Source organism: Nonomuraea sp. NPDC026600, assembly GCF_040638335.1.
Taxonomy (GTDB): domain Bacteria; phylum Actinomycetota; class Actinomycetes; order Streptosporangiales; family Streptosporangiaceae; genus Nonomuraea.
In genome coordinates this window covers 113812-130403 of record NZ_JBEZYD010000040.1, presented here as the reverse complement: position 1 = coordinate 130403, position 16592 = coordinate 113812, and the positions used below count along the sequence as shown (strand labels likewise).

14 protein-coding genes, 1 rRNA gene and 2 pseudogenes are annotated in these 16592 nt (G+C 68.9%); 10 read left to right on the top strand and 7 right to left on the bottom strand.

Annotated features, from left to right (window positions below; genetic code table 11):
* Positions 1-87 (top strand): 5S ribosomal RNA (rrf, locus tag AB0F17_RS53710); the annotation flags it as partial.
* Positions 88-536: 449 nt separating this feature from the next.
* Here the strand turns inward: rrf and AB0F17_RS53705 are convergent.
* Together AB0F17_RS53705 and AB0F17_RS53700 are read right to left on the bottom strand one after the other, a co-directional pair.
* Positions 537-1274, bottom strand: coding sequence for a class I SAM-dependent methyltransferase (locus tag AB0F17_RS53705; RefSeq protein ID WP_358040930.1), 738 nt, complete (start codon positions 1272-1274; stop codon positions 537-539).
* 170 nt (positions 1275-1444) lie between these two features.
* Positions 1445-3562, bottom strand: a complete 2118-nt coding sequence (locus AB0F17_RS53700) for a hypothetical protein (protein ID WP_358040927.1) — start codon at positions 3560-3562, stop codon at positions 1445-1447.
* Between AB0F17_RS53700 and AB0F17_RS53695 the strand changes: the two genes are divergently transcribed.
* Positions 3512-4765, top strand: coding sequence for a hypothetical protein (locus tag AB0F17_RS53695; protein ID WP_358040924.1), 1254 nt, complete (start codon positions 3512-3514; stop codon positions 4763-4765). The two genes, AB0F17_RS53700 and AB0F17_RS53695, sit on opposite strands and share 51 nt — an antisense overlap.
* Before the next feature lie 103 nt (positions 4766-4868).
* On the opposite strand, the gene AB0F17_RS53690 is transcribed toward AB0F17_RS53695, so the two are convergent.
* Entirely contained in the window at positions 4869-5795 is a 927-nt protein-coding gene (locus AB0F17_RS53690; protein ID WP_358040921.1) for an MBL fold metallo-hydrolase, read from the bottom strand.
* Between the two features lie 108 nt (positions 5796-5903).
* On the opposite strand from AB0F17_RS53690, the gene AB0F17_RS53685 reads away from it, so the two are divergent.
* Positions 5904-6452, top strand: a complete 549-nt coding sequence (locus AB0F17_RS53685) for a single-stranded DNA-binding protein (RefSeq protein WP_358040918.1) — start codon at positions 5904-5906, stop codon at positions 6450-6452.
* Between the two features lie 396 nt (positions 6453-6848).
* Here AB0F17_RS53685 and AB0F17_RS53680 read toward each other — a convergent pair.
* Positions 6849-8333: pseudogene (locus AB0F17_RS53680) on the bottom strand (DUF1015 family protein); the annotation flags it as partial.
* An 87-nt stretch (positions 8334-8420) separates the two neighbouring features.
* On the opposite strand from AB0F17_RS53680, the gene AB0F17_RS53675 reads away from it, so the two are divergent.
* The gene (locus AB0F17_RS53675) at positions 8421-8708 is read left to right on the top strand and encodes a hypothetical protein (RefSeq protein WP_358040949.1); all 288 of its coding nucleotides are present in this window, start codon (positions 8421-8423) and stop codon (positions 8706-8708) included.
* Between the two features lie 69 nt (positions 8709-8777).
* On the opposite strand, the pseudogene AB0F17_RS53670 reads toward AB0F17_RS53675, so the two are convergent.
* Positions 8778-8954: pseudogene (locus AB0F17_RS53670) on the bottom strand (DUF1015 family protein); the annotation flags it as partial.
* A 122-nt stretch (positions 8955-9076) separates the two neighbouring features.
* Here AB0F17_RS53670 and AB0F17_RS53665 point away from each other — a divergent pair.
* On the top strand, positions 9077-9499 hold the full coding sequence (locus AB0F17_RS53665; RefSeq protein ID WP_358040915.1) for a tetratricopeptide repeat protein: 423 nt from the start codon (positions 9077-9079) through the stop codon (positions 9497-9499).
* A 553-nt stretch (positions 9500-10052) separates the two neighbouring features.
* Here the strand turns inward: AB0F17_RS53665 and AB0F17_RS53660 are convergent.
* The gene (locus tag AB0F17_RS53660; RefSeq protein WP_358040912.1) at positions 10053-10643 is read right to left on the bottom strand and encodes a plasmid pRiA4b ORF-3 family protein; all 591 of its coding nucleotides are present in this window, start codon (positions 10641-10643) and stop codon (positions 10053-10055) included.
* Between the two features lie 541 nt (positions 10644-11184).
* Between AB0F17_RS53660 and AB0F17_RS53655 the strand changes: the two genes are divergently transcribed.
* Complete coding sequence (locus AB0F17_RS53655) at positions 11185-12156, top strand: HAD-IIA family hydrolase (RefSeq protein WP_358040909.1); 972 nt, start codon at positions 11185-11187, stop codon at positions 12154-12156.
* 312 nt (positions 12157-12468) lie between these two features.
* On the opposite strand, the gene AB0F17_RS53650 is transcribed toward AB0F17_RS53655, so the two are convergent.
* Positions 12469-12816: an SCP2 sterol-binding domain-containing protein gene (locus tag AB0F17_RS53650; RefSeq protein WP_358040906.1), complete on the bottom strand. Its 348-nt coding sequence runs from the start codon at positions 12814-12816 to the stop codon at positions 12469-12471.
* Between the two features lie 124 nt (positions 12817-12940).
* Between AB0F17_RS53650 and AB0F17_RS53645 the strand changes: the two genes are divergently transcribed.
* The 4 genes from AB0F17_RS53645 (at position 12941) to recN (ending at position 16590) form a co-directional block, all read left to right on the top strand.
* Complete coding sequence (locus AB0F17_RS53645) at positions 12941-13111, top strand: hypothetical protein (RefSeq protein WP_358040903.1); 171 nt, start codon at positions 12941-12943, stop codon at positions 13109-13111.
* Entirely contained in the window at positions 13108-13920 is an 813-nt protein-coding gene (locus AB0F17_RS53640) for a TlyA family RNA methyltransferase (protein ID WP_358040900.1), read from the top strand. Before AB0F17_RS53645 ends, AB0F17_RS53640 begins: the two co-directional genes overlap by 4 nt.
* Positions 13917-14816: an NAD kinase gene (locus tag AB0F17_RS53635; RefSeq protein ID WP_358040897.1), complete on the top strand. Its 900-nt coding sequence runs from the start codon at positions 13917-13919 to the stop codon at positions 14814-14816. Before AB0F17_RS53640 ends, AB0F17_RS53635 begins: the two co-directional genes overlap by 4 nt.
* A gap of 82 nt (positions 14817-14898) precedes the next feature.
* Positions 14899-16590, top strand: a complete 1692-nt coding sequence (recN, locus tag AB0F17_RS53630) for a DNA repair protein RecN (RefSeq protein WP_358040946.1) — start codon at positions 14899-14901, stop codon at positions 16588-16590.
* The last annotated feature ends 2 nt before the right edge of the window (positions 16591-16592 follow it).

The following is a 16592-nucleotide window of genomic DNA, read 5'->3' as shown; positions in this document are numbered from 1 at the left end:
GGTTACATTCCGAACCCGGAAGTTAAGCTTCCCAGCGCCGATGGTACTGCACTCGGGAGGGTGTGGGAGAGTAGGTCACCGCCGGACAATCTTTGATTCAGAAAGGGCTCCACGCATACGCGTGGGGCCCTTTCTGCGTTATGAGGCCAGGTCCGCCGCTAGAGGCTCCGGCCAGTCGCTCTCTGTGAGGAAGTACAGCGTGCTGGGGCGGTCTGTCCAGCTCGCGTAGACCACGCACGTCCTCCCGTTCACCGCCTCTACCAGCAAAGCGGCGGATATGCAGGGAGAACGTCACCGCGTGCGGGTGCGTACCGTCGCTCGGGCGCGGTGACGTGACAGGGCGGCGGCCATGCCACGCCGGACAATGGCGCTGGCCCGGGGGCCGGCTCTCCTCTACAAGCTCACGAGGCCGACCTGTACGGGACCGCGACAAATGTGCAGGTCCGCGGATTGGAGTCGTACAAGCCGCTTGGCAGGTTCAGGATTGGCTAATTGCGCTTCGGCGCGCCCGGGTCCAAATCGAGGAACCAAATCGCTTATCCGCGAAGAACGAAGACACCCCAGCCCAGGTACTGCCTGCCATACTCGAGATGAGAGCGGCGTGCATGGTTCAAGAATTGCCGCAAGTCCGGTGCCTCGGGGTCGTCGGGATTGTCGCGTAGCCATTCGCTCAGCGTCCACCATTGCGCGGCGACGTACCTGTCCCAGGTGTCTTGGTTCGCCAGGACCATTTCCACCAGCTCGTAACCGGCGTCCTCGATGCGCTCGGCCGTACCGGACAACGAGGTGAACAGGTCGCTCGGTACTTGAAGCGATGCGTACGCTTCGGGCGGTGGCGGGCTGTTCCAGTAGCAATCGCCGACCAGGGCGAGGCCGCCAGGGCGGAGCAGGCGGCGCATGAGAGCGAGCGTGCCGGTGAGGCCGTCGCCGATCCAGGTGGCACCGATGCACGAGACGATGTCGTACGAGTGCGGTTCGTCCTCGTAGGTTGCCGCGTCCGCCTCCACGAAGCGTACCTGATCGGCTACGCCGAGCTCGTCGGCACGTTCTCTGGCGGCGTCGAGGAAGACCTTGCTGATGTCCACGCCTACCCCGTGTGAGCCGTAACGGACGGCCCAGCGGGTGAGCATTTCGCCTTTTCCGCAGGCGAGATCCAGTTGGCGGGTGCCTGGCCTGATCCGGCAGATTTCGCCGATGAGGTTCAGTTTTTCGTCGGTGATGGCGTTCAGAATGCGATGGCCCGACTCGGCGATCTCATGGAAGCGGAGCGACATGTCCAGTAGTTTTCCCGAAGCGTTCAATCGCCGCGACCGAATATGCGGGCCGGGGCAGGCTCAGTGACGTGCTGCGGCTTGCTAGGCTGGTGGTACCGGGCCATCCCACCGCGGGTGGCCTTCTTCGCGTAAGGCCCGAAAACGGGGCGGCGACCTGCCACGGCGGACCGTCATGTGACGTACGAGTCTGCTGAGTGAGCCAACGAAATGGACCAGAAGTGAACAGTGATAACGGATCGGACGGCGGACAGCGCGAACGGGGGGACGGCGGAGACAAGCGCCCCCAGGACGGTGACAGGAGCGGCGGGTACGGCTCCCGCGGGCGTGACCAGCGCGACTCCAGGGGCGACCGTCCGTTCCGTTCCGATGACAGGCCGCATTCCGGCGACCGCGGGGCGCGACGCGACGGTGGCGACCGTGGGGCGCCGCAGGATCGTGGGCGCGGCGAGCGTTCCGGATACCAGGGACGCAGCGACCAGGGGACCGGGCGCGATGGCGGAGGATATCGCGGGCCGCGCCGTGAGGGCGCGCCCAGTGATGACCGTGGGCCTCGTCGCGAAGGCGGGTTCAGCGGTGACCGCGGCCCCCGTCGTGAAGGCGGATATAGCGGTCCCCGCCGTGAGGGCGGGTCCGGCGATGACCGTGGCCCTCGTCGTGAGGGTGGTTACGCCGGTCCGCGTCGTGAGGGCGGGTTCGGTGGCGACCGCGGTCCGCGTGGCGAGGGTGGTTACCAGGGTGGCGATCGTGGGCCGCGCCGTGAAGGTGGCTTCCGCGATGATCGAGGCGGACGCGGTGGCGATGACCGTCGTCCGTTCCGCGACCGTGACGATCGTGGCCCGCGTTCTGACAGTGGGTCCGGCGATGACCGTGGCCCTCGCCGTGAAGGCGGTTACGCCGGCCCTCGGCGTGAGGGTGGTTACGCCGGTCCGCGTCGTGAGGGCGGGTTCGGTGGCGACCGCGGTCCGCGTCGTGAGGGTGGTTACCAGGGTGGCGATCGTGGGCCGCGCCGTGAGGGCGGCTTCCGCGATGACCGTGGGCCCCGTCGCGAAGGTGACGCGCCACGTCGTCCGTTCGGCGACCGTGGTCCGCGCGCCGATGGCGGGTTCCGCGACAACCGGGGTTCGCGCCCTGAGGGTGGCGAGGATCGTCGTCCGTTCCGCGACCGCGATGACCGTGGCCCGCGTAGTGAGGGTGGTTACGCCGGTCCGCGCCGCGAGGGCGGGTTCCGTGACGATCGGGGTCCGCGTGCGGGTGGGGACCGTGGTGGTTTCCGCGACCGTGACGGTGGCGGGGATCGTCGTGGTTTCCGTGATCGTGACGACCAGCGCCCGGGCGGGTTCCGTGGCGACCGAGGCGCACGTCCTGAGGGCGGTGCCGACCGTGGGCCCCGTCGCGAAGGTGACGCGCCACGTCGTCCGTTCGGCGACCGTGGTCCGCGCGCCGATGGCGGATTCCGCGACAACCGGGGTTCGCGCCCTGAGGGTGGCGAGGATCGTCGTCCGTTCCGCGACCGCGATGACCGTGGCCCCCGTGGTGAGGGTGGTTACGCCGGCCCGCGCCGCGAGGGCGGCTTCCGTGACGATCGGGGTTCGCGTCCCGCTGGTGGTGATCGTCCGTCGGGTGGCGACGATCGTCGTCCGTTCCGTGATCGTGATGACCGTGGGCCGCGCCGTGAGGGCGGTTACGCCGGTCCGCGCCGTGAAGGCGGGTTCGGCGGCGATCGGGGTCCGCGTCGTGAGGGCGGGTTCCGTGATGATCGGGGTCCGCGTGCGGGTGGGGACCGTGGTGGTTTCCGCGACCGTGACGACCAGCGCCCGGGTGGGTTCCGTGACGATCGAGGTTCGCGTCCCGCTGGTGGCGATCGTCCGTCGGGTGGCGACGATCGTCGTCCGTTCCGTGATCGCGATGACCGTGGCCCCCGTCGTGAGGGCGGTTACGCGGGTCCGCGCGGCGAGGGCGGGTTCGGTGGCGACCGTGGTCCGCGCCGTGAGGGCGGCTACCGTGACGATCGTGGCCCGCGCGGCGACGACCGTTCCCGTCCGTTCTCCCGCGACTCTCATGACGACCGGGCTTCCAGCGGCACCCGTGCCAGGTTCGGCCGTTCCGAGGACGACGCTCCGCAGCGCGAGCCGCTGCCCGAGGTCGCGCCCGACATCACCGCCGAAGAGCTCGACAAGGAAGTACGCGACGAGCTGCGCTCTCTCCCCGGCGACCTCGCCGAGTTGGTGGGCAGGCACATGGTCGCCGCCGAGCGCGCACTCGAGGAGGACGACCCCGATCAGGCCCACGAGCACACCAAGGTGGCCCGCAGGTTCGCGGCCCGCATCGGTGTCGTGCGTGAGGCGGCGGGCATTGTCGCCTACCGCGCGGGGCACTTCTCCGAGGCTCTGAGCGACCTGCGCGCGGCGAGGCGGATGACCGGCTCCGACGCGTACCTGGCGGTCATGGCCGACTGCGAACGCGGTCTCGGTCGCCCGGAACGTGCTCTCGACTTGGTCCGTTCACCCGAAGCCGAACGCCTCGACAGGGCGGGACGCATCGAGCTGTCCATCGTCGAGTCCGGCGCCCGCCGCGATCTCGGCCAGAAGGACGCCGCCGTCATCACCCTCCAACGCCTGCCCGAACTGCGCGACACGCAGGCGAAGCCCTGGTCGGCTCGTCTCGCGTTCGCGTACGCCGACGCGCTGGCCGACGCGGGTCATCAGGAGGCCGCCACCGACTGGTTCGCCAGGGCGATGGCCTTCGACGAGGATGGCGAGACGGATGCCGCTGAACGGTACGCCGAGCTGACGGGCGCCGTCATCGAGGACGTCGAAGAGGACTTCGACGACGAGGACGACTTCGAGGACGCAGGTAGGGCCGACCAGGCCGACGAAGTGGACGAGGACGTCGACGAGGACGCGGCTTTCGCCGAGGCAGGCGACCTTCTGGACGACCTCGAGCCCGCTGACGATCAGACTGCCGACGCCGAACCTGCGGATCAGCAGGACGACACGGCTGGCCAGGGGGACGACACGGCTGTCCAGCAGGACATCGACGACCAGGATAGGTCCGCTGACCTCCAGGACATCGACGATGACCAGGATGAGTCGGCTGACCTGCAGGACGTCGACGACGACCAGGATGAGTCGGCTGACCCGCAGGACGTCCACGATGAGCAGGACGGGTCCGCCGGCCAGGCGGAATCCGCCCCTGAGCCGGTCGAATCCGCTTCTGAGCAGGACGCCACCGGGGAGGTCGCACCCGAAACCTCCGAGCCCGGCGACATCCTGGACGGTTCGGAGGACGCCGAGTCCGAGTCCGGCGACGTGCTTGACGGCCCAGGCACGACGCGGTCGGACGCCTCGGTGTCAAAGGCCCGTCTGCCGGAGGTCCCGATCACGCTAGGCATCAGTCCGGCGTTCATCGAGCCCGACTTCGGCGACATCCTGGACCAGTCCGACGAACCAGCCGAGGACGCCCCCAAGCGCGACTCCAAGCGCGAAGACTGACGTCCCGCTCCGCCGTACACCTCGCAGAGGTGTACGGCGGAGTCATGCGGCCGGTTGCTGGTACGGCATGCCGGTTCTTCGACCCGCAGGTCGTACCAGAAGGTCAGGGCGAGACGCGGTCGAGCCAGTGGTAGATGCCCGCGACGTTCGACGGGGCGCCGCTCAGTAGCTCGAACTGTTCCGCGGTCTCGTCGTCCGCTCTGAGTGCTTGGTACCGCTCCCTGGTGCGGTCCCTGACCATGGCGACGGCGTGGTCGAGGTCCAGGCCCTCCCCGTGTACCTGGCGGGTGAGGTCGACCCAGACACGAAGTTCCTCCGCGGACCGTTCGAGCGTCTCCTGTACGTCGCCGACCGGTCCATAGTGGCTGAACAGCAGCCGCTGCGGACCAAGCGCCTCGAACATCGCGATCGAGTTGAGCGCCGTCTCCAGGTCGAAGTCCGGAGGCGGGGTGGCCGGGCGCAGGTCCCCGGTCTGCGGCAGGTACACGCCGACGGCGTCACCCACATACAGGTCGCCGGTGGCGGAGTCGATGAGGCCCACGTGATGCTTGGCGTGGCCGGGGGAGTAGTGGCTGTTCAACGTCCTTCCGTTGCCCAGGTCGATGGACCCGGTGTCGCCGAGCGCGACGATGCGGTCGGCGTCGGTCGGCGACAGTTCACCGAAAAGCGTGTCGAGGCGGTCGCCCCACACCATCCTCGCGCTGGCCATCAATCTTGAAGGATCGGCCAGGTGTCTGGCTCCCTTCTCATGCACCACGATCTGGGCAGATGGGAAGAATTTCGCCATGTCTCCCGCGCCGCCGGCGTGGTCCAGATGGATGTGCGTGACCACGACCGTGGCCAGGTCCTCGGGGCCCACGCCGAGCGCGGCCAGTGCGTCGCGAACCACGGGCGCGGAGGTCGAGGTGCCGGTCTCGACCAGGCATGGGCGATCACCGAGGATCAGGTACCCCGCTGTGATGCCCGAATAGCCCGCCATCCTCGTATCGATCTCATAGACGTCGCCGCCCAGGGCGGTGATGTTGTCCACAGTCACTCCCGATCCGCTGCCGTTATCCCCAGAATGGCGTTCGAGCCGATCCGGCGTCCCCCTCATCGTAAAGAGTGATCTCACCAGAACGCCGATGGGAGGACGACAGTGGATCGCAACGAGGTCGTACTGGTGGGAAGGCTGTCCGCGACACCAGAGGACAAGCCCCTGCCGAGCGGTGACATTCTCACGAAATGGCGCCTGATCGTGCGCCGCCCGCACCACAGAAGCGATCAAACGATGACGGACAGCGTGCCATGTGCGACCTTCGATCCCGAGGCGGCCGCGTTCGTCCGCAGCCTCAGACCCCGCGACACCATGGAGATCAAGGGCGCCTTCCGGTGCCACGTCTACGGCCCGACAGCCGCCAAGATCTGGCGCTATGAAGTCGAGGTCAGCATGGCCAAGGCAGCCCCACCTGACACAGCGGTCCAGCCGAGGCCGTCACGAAAGCCGCGGAAACCATTCCCACCCCCGCGGACTCGGCGACTCGGGAACGACCCGGAGCCTCCGGAAGGTCAGGACTTCCGGCGAGACCCGGCGCCGCCGCCGCAAAGCCCAGAGCCTTCCGGTAGTGCGATGGCTCGGGATGCGCCCAACATCATGGCATCCGTCCCACAGCCACGCCCAGCCCCCGACCTGGCCCAAACTGGCTAGCGATCGCTCTCCCTGTGGCTGCGGGGGGCGTCCGCCAATGGGCGGTGGGTCGGTGGGTGGCGAACGGGCAATGCCTGCGGACATCCGCGCTGCCCGCTTCCCCCGTCTGGCGGCCCTTCCACCTCTTCCATCCCTTCCTTCCCGAACAGTCCCGAGCCGGTCCGGCGCTGCGAGTGATCGGTGGCCACGTCGGCCGTGGTGGGGTGCGGAAACGGGGGTTGATCTCGCTCGTCGAGCAGTAATGGCACACCAGAGCGGAGGCGTTGAGCGGCGACCGCACGTCTCCCAGCCACGCCATCCGTTGTACTCGCGCACCACATGGCCAGGCACTCATCGGCACAGAAGGCGCTCTGGAGCCACCTTCTGGTACCGGGATTACCGGACCGATGCTTCGCCTCAACCGGTGGCGAAGGTGCGAAGGACGAGGCCCGTTATGGGCTTGGGCCCAAAGGAGGTTGATTTGCGAGGGACACGCTCACCGCCCGCGGCGATGGCCAGCACGTCGTCGACGGCGAGCGGCTTCAGAATCACCGCGGTGCCACCTGTGTCGAGAGCCAGCTGCAGGGCGGCCTTCGGGTCATGATGCACGATCCGTACGGCCTGCTGATCATCCTCCATGCCCCACACCTTGGGCAGGACGAACTCACTGAGGATGGAGATGTTCAGCGAATTCCACCGATCGGAGCGGTCCGGCGGCATGGCGCGGGCGAGCTGCACCGGATCGGGGTTGGTGAGCAGGTGATAGCCACCTTCCCCGGCGAGCAGAAAGGCAGGCTCCCCGGCGGCTTCGAGCGCGGCCAGGCCCTGGCCGAGGTCGGCATGGTCGTGGACGCGCCACGATCCCTTGGCCCTGGCCGCCGCCTCGGCCAGGGGCAGGCCGGGGATGACGCGGTGGATGGCCTTGAGATCGGGTGGGTACGCGGTCGAGTCCACGAGCAACGCCAGTCCGAAGTCCCATGGGCCAAACGCGGATTGTCCTTGCTTGCTGCCATGCACACGCTGTCCTACGGGCTGAACCCCGTGGGCTGATGTGGCGATGGCGGGTTCCGGCTCCTGGTGAGGTCCGGCATGGGAGGCCGTGTTCTGGGTTGGTGTGGTGGTGAGTCTTGGGCCCTGGGTCGGTGGGGCCTGGGTTGGTGTGGTGGTGGGCACCGGGTCCTGGGTCGGTGGGGCCTGGGTTGGTGTGGTGGTGGGCACCGGGTCCTGGGTCGGCGGACCCTGGGTCGGTGTGGGGTTGGGCTGAGTGCCGTGGGCTGGCGCGGGGTTCGGCTCTGGTTCCGCGTCCAGATGCGGCTGGGCGTCCAGTGGAGAGAGGGCGGGAGGTTGTGGGGTGGCGGGTGAGGGTGTTGTGAGTGGGGGCCATGAGCCGGGGGCTTGGCTGGCGCGGGCCGCGTGCTCCTGGCGTTGCAGGACCCGGTATGTCGCGTACCTGTGGTGGCCGTCGGCTATGAGGGCTTGGCGGGTTCGGAGGTCGGTGTTGACGGCGTCGATCTCCGCCGGATCCGTGATCGCCCAGAGGCGGTGGTACAGACCGTCTGCCGTACGGGCCGTCACCAGAGGTGTACGTGTCGCGGCTACGTGATCCACCAGCCGGGTGGTCGTGCCTTGGCCGCCGTCGTAGAGGAGGAAAATGGGTTCGAGGTTGGCCTGGGTGGTGCTCATGAGGGCGAGCCGGTCGGCGACGGGGCCGGGGAAGATGTCCTCGTGGGGGAGGATGATCCGCCGAGCCGGGTCCGAGAGGGCGACGTCTCCGATGAGGCCGCGCTGTAGGACGCCCGGTCCGTGCTGCTCGTACACATAAAGGGCCGGTTGCTCGTCAGGCACCAGTACCTTCGCGTCCAGCCAGGCGAGGAGGGTGTTACGGGCTGCGCAATAGCGCTCGTCCGCTGAGGGTGCGGGCGTGTCGCCACATGGTTGGACCGCTGCGTCCTTGGGCGACGCACCATGTCGCTCCTCGCTGGGAGGTTCGTGGTCGTGGAGCTGTTCGGTGGCTTCTTCTGGTGGGGTGCTGTGCTGGCTGGTGGCTGGGGTGTCGGGCGTTCTGCTGTGGTGGTGACCGACCGGGATCCGGGACGGATCGTTGTCGTGATCGCCGGCTGCGATTCCGGAGCCGTCATGCGTGGCTATGGGGTCTTGGGGCTGGCGGATGCCGGCTGCGTCATCGGGCGCGCTCTGATGGGCGTTCTTGGTCAGGCTGTCCGGTGTGGCAGCGGACGGTTTGCCGTCTGTTCCTGCGACGGGGGCGGCGTCGTCTGAAGCGACGCTTGATGCCGTGCTGGGATGCGGTGGGTGTTCTTCGGGGGACTTGAGTGCCGCTGAGCAGGGAAGGATGAGGCGGACAACGTTGTTGGGATGAGAATCCAGCAGAGCGCGAACGTCGCCGTCGGCAATCAGGTCGTAGGGCGGGGAAGTCACCTTGGCGGGATCGTCGACCGTGAAGCGGACGCCGCGGAAGGGGCGTAGGAGTAGTCCATCGGGCACCGGCAGTTCAGGATTCCCCATACCGGGCATGCTCCCATAAGTGTCCGGGTCTTCCGGATGTCGCCCCCAAACCACCCAGCGATGCCTGATTCCGCGGCGAATTCAACCGAACCCCCTGTCAGCCGATGAAGGAGGCCTCACGCATGGTCCAAGGTAAAAACGTTCACGATGAATCCCCTGGATCTCCGGGCGGTGACGTTTACGACTGGTATCAGCGCGGGGTGAAGCTTTTGAAAGAGGGCAGTCCGGCAGCGGCCGCCGCACTGCTCAAGCGCGCCGCCGCCGCGGAGCCCGATTCGCGCAGCATCAGAGAGGCGCTTGCGCGAGCGCAGTTCAATTCGCGGCAGTACGCGGACGCTGCGGCGAGCTTCCGACAGATCGTCGACGCCAATCCGACGGAGGATTACGCGTATTTCGGGCTTGGGTTATCGCTGTGGCGGACGGGTGATGTTGAGGGTGCTCAGGAGCCTCTCGCGATCGCTGTGGCCATGCGGCCGGAGGAGCGGCACTACGTGTCCGCGCTGAAGAACGTGCGCGCCACTCTGCGGGCCCGCCGTGAGATGTAGGGGATAGGTAGCTTCGGCGGCTTGGTGTGCAACGCCGGTGCCGCGCAGGGGTCCGAGCGAAAATTCCCGCGTTCGGGGGCGGTCCGTGGGGACGAGTCATTGAGCGGGATCGCGCATGCTCTCAGCGGCTCAGGCATGGCCCGGGTACGTAAGACAGGGCTTGGCGGTCCGGGGGCTGGCCAGGGTGTCTCAGGCACGGGGTGGCGCTTCGATGCGGCTTGGCTGTCCTGGGCGCGTTCTTGATGCTTCGCGGGCATGAGCCCGGTGCATTGGATGCGGGTATGGGCTCCCGGGAGCAGCCCCGCGCTCGGGGAACGACCCCGATGTCCCGCTGGGAGGGCTTGCGCTCGGGCATGACCCGGTGTTCTGGATGTTGGTCTGGGCTATGGGCGCGGGCCGGGTGGCCGGGATACGTGTCCCGGTTCCTTGAGGCGGGCGCCAGACGGGGGTGAGTGGTCCGGTTGGGAGTGGTTCGAGCGCGTTCGTGGTGCTTTGCGGATTGATATTGCGAAAGATCCATCTCGGGTGGGGATGCGGTTGAGATGGCGCGTGGTCAGTCCTTGGTGAGGACGATCGCGAGGCCGGAGAGTAGGTCGTTGATCTTGTTGGCGTCGAAGCTCGCGGGGTTGAACTGGTCGGCTGAGTCGAGGCCGAGCCATTCCAGGCGCTCCTGGTGCTCCTCGTGGGCGGGATCGGCGAGGATTTCGAGGAGGTATTCGTAGCCCCAGACGCCGCCGGAGTCCTCGGGTGGTCCGGCGCGGCGTCCAGTCAGGCAGCGTGGGTAGGCCGTGCCGGGTTCCGGTTCGGTGATGGCTTCGACCAGGATTTCGTGTTCCCAGTTGTCGCCGAAGTCGTAGGTGTAGCGGAGCCGGTCATTCGTGTTGGGGGCGACGTGGTCGAGTCGCCTGGAGGCTGCGCTGCGGATCTCCAGCTCTCGATCGGTGACGCCGAAGCGGCCGGTTGCGGTGTCGAAGACCCAGATGTGGTAGTTCTCCCAGCCGAAGGACGCCTGGATGACGTCGTGGAGGTGCCGCAGAGTACTGTCCGAGGCGACCTCCAGCCGGCGCCAGACCAGTGGTCGGGAACCGCGCAAGGTGACCTTGATCTTGTGAATTGTCTGCTTCGCGCTGGGGGTGTTCGTCACAGCGTTATTCTGCCGCTTCGCTGGGTTCGGTGTGGGCGGTGAGCTTAACTAGTCGGCTTGTGGATGGCTCTGATCTGGCGTATTTGGCGTATTTAGCGCGTTGAGGCGGATAGGGCACCAGTGCTGGCGCTCGTGATTTGGCTGTTGTTGTTGTGATCGTAACCGGAGCGCGCATTGTTGTTGGCTGGTAGCGATGTGAGCTGAGTGATGAAAGTGGCTGTCAGCGAGGGGTTGCCGCCCCATCGACTGAGGCCAGTCGTCCATGCCGCCCCAGCGTTCCTCGGCCTCCGACGCGCGCCCTGGGGACGCGTGCCCCTGGGCATCCCGCGACGCGTGCCCCGATGCGTGCGCGGACACGTGCCCGGGCATCCCGCGACGCGTGCTCCAATGCGTGCGCCGACGGTTGGGGTCGTCGGATGGGTTGGTGCGTTCCGCGAGGTTGAGGGGGGAATGTGTGGACATGGCCAGCCTTTCGCCAGCTGGGTACGAGGCCGACGCTAAAGTCGCACACGGCGTGAGAAGACATACGGGAAGAGGCGCAGTGCTGATCGACGGCTATGACACCCTGCTGCTCGACCTCGACGGGGTCGTCTATCTGGGCCACCACCCGGTGCCCCATGCGGTCGAGTCGCTGGAGGAGGCGCGGGGCAGGGATGTGCGGCTGGCGTACGTCACCAACAACGCCTCACGAACCCCCGCCGCGACCGCCGCGCACCTGCGTGAGCTTGGCGTCCCCGCCAGGGGTGAAGACGTCGTGACCTCGGCGCAGGCCGCCGCCCGGCTGGTCGCCGAACGGGTGCCGCCGGGCTCCAACGTGCTCGTGGTCGGGGGTTCCGGGCTGCGGCTGGCCATACGGGATCAAGGGCTCAGGCCCGTCACCACCGCGGCGGACGCGCCGGTCGCCGTCGTGCAGGGAATCGCGCCCGGCCTCTCCTACGGTCTGCTGGCGGAAGGTGCGCTGGCGGTGCGGCATGGCGCGTTGTTCGTCGCCGCCAACAGGGACAGCACGTTGCCGACGCGGCGGGGTGAGCTGCCGGGCAACGGGGCGATGGTCCGGGTGATCGCCACCGCGACCGGGGTGGAGCCGGTGTTCGCGGGCAAGCCCGATCCGCCGTTGCATCGGGAGTCGATGCTCCGTACCGGGGCGAAGCGGCCGCTCGTGGTGGGTGACCGGCTCGACACCGACATTGAGGGCGCGGTCAACGCGGGCGTCGACGGGCTGCTGGTGCTCACCGGGGTGGCCACGCCGCTCGATGTGCTCACGGCTTCCCTGCGGCAGCGGCCGACGTACGTGGCCGAGGATCTGTCCGCGCTGCTGCGGCCCTATCCGGAGGTGCGGCAGGGCGCCTGCGGAGGTTGGCGGGCCCGGTGGGTGGACGGGGTGCTCACCCTGGAGGGCGAGGGCAGCCGCATCGACGGGCTGAGGGCGGCCTGTGACGCCGCCTGGACGCACGCGGGCGAGGGCCAGGCCGAGGAGGACGCCGTCAAGCCGGTACTGGACAAGATCGGCTGACCGGCCGCGCCAAGGAGGTCGGACAGGCTGACCGGACGTGTCGCGGAGCTGGCCGGGTGCGCAGCCGCGTCGGGGGCGGCGATCGGCTGGCCGGCCCAAGGAGGTCGGACAGGCTGATCGGAGGCGTCGCGGAGCCGGGCGGGTGCGCAGTCGCGTCAGGGAGGTCGGTTCGGCTGAGAGCGGACGTGTTACGGAGCTGAGCGCGCAAGCGGACGCGCCGGCGAAAGGTGGCCCACGCGGATGTCCCGTGCGAGGGTCGACGGATCGCCGCGCGTCCGGCTCGGTTGTTCGATCTCTATGGTGGGTCGAGGGTCAGAGCAGGCGGCGCAGGCGCAACAGGTCGCCGAAGCTGGCGTCGATGCGCACCCGGCCGCCGAGCAGTGCGCGAGCCAGGTCGAGTTCCCCGTCGACGAGTGCGATCAGGTCGTCGCTGACGATCGTCAGCTTGACGTCGGCCGACCTGCCGTTCGCGGGCGGGTCTTCCACGAACGGGTCCAGCCCTTCAGGGTGCAGGCGGCCGTAGAAGATCACGTCGAGGTCGGAGACCCGGCAGCTCACCGTACGCTCGACCACGTGCTTGGCCCGGTCCTCCTCGCCGATCTCGTCGAAATGGGCGACGAGCTTGGCCAGTGCCGTCCGGCACTCCTCGACGCTTGCCATGGTGGGATCCTTTCTTCCATTCCGGACGGTAGCGTTCCACATCAGTGGCACCCCGTGTGAACCTTCAACGTGTGACATGCCTGCCAAGGTGCCGGGTGCTCGCGTGAGGCGTTACGGTCGTGTCATGAGTGAGCTTCCGGAGGAGACCGGCGACGAGCGGGTCGACGCGGTCCTCGCCGGTCTCGGCGACCTGGCCGAGCGGCCGGTGGGCGAGCACGTCGCGGTGTTCGACCAGGCGTTCTCCGGGCTCGAGGCCGCGCTGGGGAGCGTGGACGGCCAGATGGGCGACCAGTGAGCCGACGTATCCGGCTGGACAGCGAGCTGGTACGGCGCGGCCTGGCGAGGTCGCGGGAGCAGGCGGGCCAGCTCATCGAGGCGGGCCGGGTCACGGTCGGCGGGCGGCGGGCGGGCAAGGCGGCGACCCAGGTCGACACCGCCTCGGCCATCGTCGTGGCCGAGGCCGCGGACGGCCCCGACTACGTCTCGCGCGGCGCGCACAAGCTGCTCGGCGCGATCGAGGCGTTCGGCGCGCTGGAGATCCGGGGGCGCCGGTGCCTTGACGCGGGCGCGTCCACGGGCGGGTTCACCGACGTGCTGCTGCGTCACGGCGCCGAACGCGTGCTCGCCGTCGACGTGGGTTACGGACAGCTCGCCTGGTCGTTGCGGACCGACGACCGGGTGACGGTGATGGAGCGCGTCAACGTACGTGATCTGACCCCGGAGATGGTCGGCGAGCCGCCTTCGCTGATCGTCGGCGACCTATCGTTCATCTCGCTGCGGCTCGTGCTGCCCGCGCTGGCCTCGGTGGCCGCGCCTCGGGCGGACTTCGTGCTGCTGGTCAAGCCGCAGTTCGAGGTGGGCAAGGATCTGGTGGGTGCCGGTGGAGTGGTGCGAGACCCGGTGTTGCGGGCGGGCGCGGTGCGCGCGGCCGCGGCCAAGGCGCTTGAACTGGGCCTGGTGGTTCGCGGCGTGACCGCGAGCCCGTTGCCCGGTCCGTCGGGAAATGTGGAGTATCTGCTCTGGCTGGGCAAGGGGGAGGGCGAGCCGCCGGTCGCCGACCTCGACGCCGAGACAGAGCGGGCCGTCGCGGAAGGGCCGCAATGAACCGAACGGTGCTGGTCACCGCGCACACCGGGCGGGAGGCCGCGGTCGACAGCGCCCGTCTGGTCATCGACCGCCTCGTCGCCGCCGGGATCCAGGTCAGGGTGCTCGATGTGGAGGCCGGTGAGATCGGCTGTCGCAGCATCGACGTGGTGCCCTGCGATCCCCTGGCCGCCAAGGACGCCGAGATGTTGATCGTGCTCGGCGGCGACGGCTCGCTGCTGCGTTCGGCCGACCTGGCCAGGCCCACCGGCACGCCGCTGCTCGGCGTCAACCTCGGGCACGTCGGCTTCCTGGCCGAAGCCGAGGTCGCCGATCTGAAGTCGGCGGTCGACAGCGTGGTCGCGGGCCGCTACGACGTCGAGGAACGCATGACGATCGACGTGCTGGCCAGACAGAACGGCCAGGTGCTCGCCGACACGTGGGCGCTCAACGAGGCCAGTGTGGAAAAGGGCGAGCGCATGCTGGAGGTGGTCGCCGAGATCGACGGGCGGCCGCTGTCGCGCTGGGGCTGCGACGGGGTGATCTGCGCGACCCCGACCGGCTCGACCGCCTACGCCTTCTCCGCGGGCGGTCCCGTCGTGTGGCCGGAGGTCGAGGCGCTGCTCATGGTGCCGATCAGCGCGCACGCGCTGTTCGCCAGGCCGCTCGTGGTCTCGCCGCGCTCGACGCTGGCCGTCGAGATCCTGCCCGACACACCGGGCGGGGTGCTCTGGTGCGACGGCCGGCGCCGCTTCGACCTGCCGTCCGGCAGCCGGGTGGAGGTACGCCGCGGCTCCGAGCCGGTACGACTGGCTCGGCTGCACGGTGTGGAGAGCACCGGCGCCCCCTTCACCGACAGGTTGGTCGCCAAGTTTGAACTACCCGTTCAGGGCTGGCGCGGACGGGTGCGTCCCTGACTCAATTACAGGTGCAGCGCGTACAGTTAGATCGCACAAGCGTTCGGAGCGACGGGAGTGGGCAGTGCGACCAAGGGTCGAGATGGTCCGCATCCAGGGGCTTGGCGTCATCGATGAGGCTGTTCTGGAGCTTTCGCCAGGCTTCAACGTGGTCACCGGCGAGACCGGTGCCGGCAAGACGATGGTCGTCACCGGGCTCGGGTTGCTGTTCGGTGGCCGGGCCGACCCTTCCCGCATCCGGCCGGGCGCCGACAAGGCCACCATCGAGGGCACGCTGATCGTCGAATCCAATGGCCGCGTCTCCCAGCAGGTCGAGGACATCGGCGGCGAGATCGAGGACGGCGAGCTCATCATCTCGCGCACCGTCTCGGCCGAGGGCCGGTCGCGGGCCTGGCTCGGCGGCCGTACGGTGCCCGTCGGCACGCTGACCTACCTGGCCGACGACCTGGTCGCCGTCCACGGGCAGATGGACCAGCAGCGTCTTCTGCAGCCGGCCAAGCAGCGGGCCGCCCTCGACCGCTATGCCGGTGACGATCTGGTCAAGCCGCTGCGCGCCTACACGCAGGCGTACAAACGGCACAAGCAGGTGGGGGCGCTGCTCGACGAGCTCACCACCCGGGCGCGTGAGCGCGCTCAGGAGGCCGACCGGCTGCGGTTCGGCCTGGAGGAGATCGAGAAGGTCGAGCCGAAGGCCGGTGAGGACCTTGAGCTGCGCGGCGAGGAGGAGCGGCTCTCGCACGCCGACGCGCTGCGCGGTGCCGCGACGACCGCGCACACGGCGCTGCTCGGCGACCCGATGGAGTCCTCGAGCGGCACGCACGACGTGATCTCCCTGCTGGGCGAGGCCCGCACGGCCGTCGAGGCGGTACGCGACTACGACACGCAGCTCGCCGGGGTGGCCGACCGGCTGGCCGAGGCGGGTTACCTCATCTCCGACGTCGCCACCGACCTGGCCGCGTACGCCGAGTCGATCGAGGCCGACCCGGCGCGGCTCGCGGCCGTGCAGGACCGCCGGTCGCTGCTGTCCGGCCTGATCCGGAAATATGCCGAAGACAGCGCAGGCGTCCTGCGGTGGGCCCAGGAGGCGTCCGCCCGGCTGATCGAGCTGGAAGGCGACGACGAACGGATCGACGAGCTGACCCGCGAGCACGACGAGCTGACCGCCCGGCTCACCGAGCTGGCCGCGGAGCTGACCCGGGTGCGTGAGGGCGCCGCCGAGCGGTTCGGTCAGGCCGTCACCGACGAGCTGACCGCGCTGGCCATGCCGCACGCCAGGGTCATCGTCCAGCTCGCCCAGGTCGCCGACTTCGGCCCCGAAGGCGTTGACGAGGTGGAGCTGCGCATGGCCGCCCACCCCGCCGCGCCGCCGCTCCCACTGAACAAGGGCGCCTCCGGCGGTGAGCTGAGCCGCGTCATGCTCGCGATCGAGGTGGTGTTCGCGGGCGCCGATCCGGTGCCGACGTTCGTGTTCGACGAGGTCGACGCGGGTGTGGGCGGCAAGGCCGCGGTCGAGATCGGGCGCCGCCTCGCCAGGCTGGCGCGTACCGCCCAGGTCATCGTCGTCACCCACCTGCCGCAGGTGGCCGCGTTCGCCGACCAGCATCTGGTGGTCGAGAAGGCCAGCGACGGCAGTGTCGTGCGCAGCGGTGTCCTCGCCCTCAACCATGAGGGCCGCGTCCGCGAACTGTCCCGCATGCTGGCCGGGTTGGAGGACTCTGAGCTGGGCAGAGCCCATGCCGAAGAGCTACTCGGGCTGGCGGCCGCCGATCGGTGATC

Coding starts and splice junctions, on each gene's coding strand:
- AB0F17_RS53705 (WP_358040930.1), bottom strand. CDS start 1,274: ATGTCGCTCCGCTTCCATGAGATCGCCGAGTCGGGCCATCGCATTCTG.
- AB0F17_RS53695 (WP_358040924.1), top strand. CDS start 3,512: ATGGTCGCCGCCGAGCGCGCACTCGAGGAGGACGACCCCGATCAGGCC.
- AB0F17_RS53665 (WP_358040915.1), top strand. CDS start 9,077: ATGGTCCAAGGTAAAAACGTTCACGATGAATCCCCTGGATCTCCGGGC.
- AB0F17_RS53650 (WP_358040906.1), bottom strand. CDS start 12,816: ATGGCAAGCGTCGAGGAGTGCCGGACGGCACTGGCCAAGCTCGTCGCC.
- AB0F17_RS53645 (WP_358040903.1), top strand. CDS start 12,941: ATGAGTGAGCTTCCGGAGGAGACCGGCGACGAGCGGGTCGACGCGGTC.
- AB0F17_RS53635 (WP_358040897.1), top strand. CDS start 13,917: ATGAACCGAACGGTGCTGGTCACCGCGCACACCGGGCGGGAGGCCGCG.
- recN (WP_358040946.1), top strand. CDS start 14,899: ATGGTCCGCATCCAGGGGCTTGGCGTCATCGATGAGGCTGTTCTGGAG.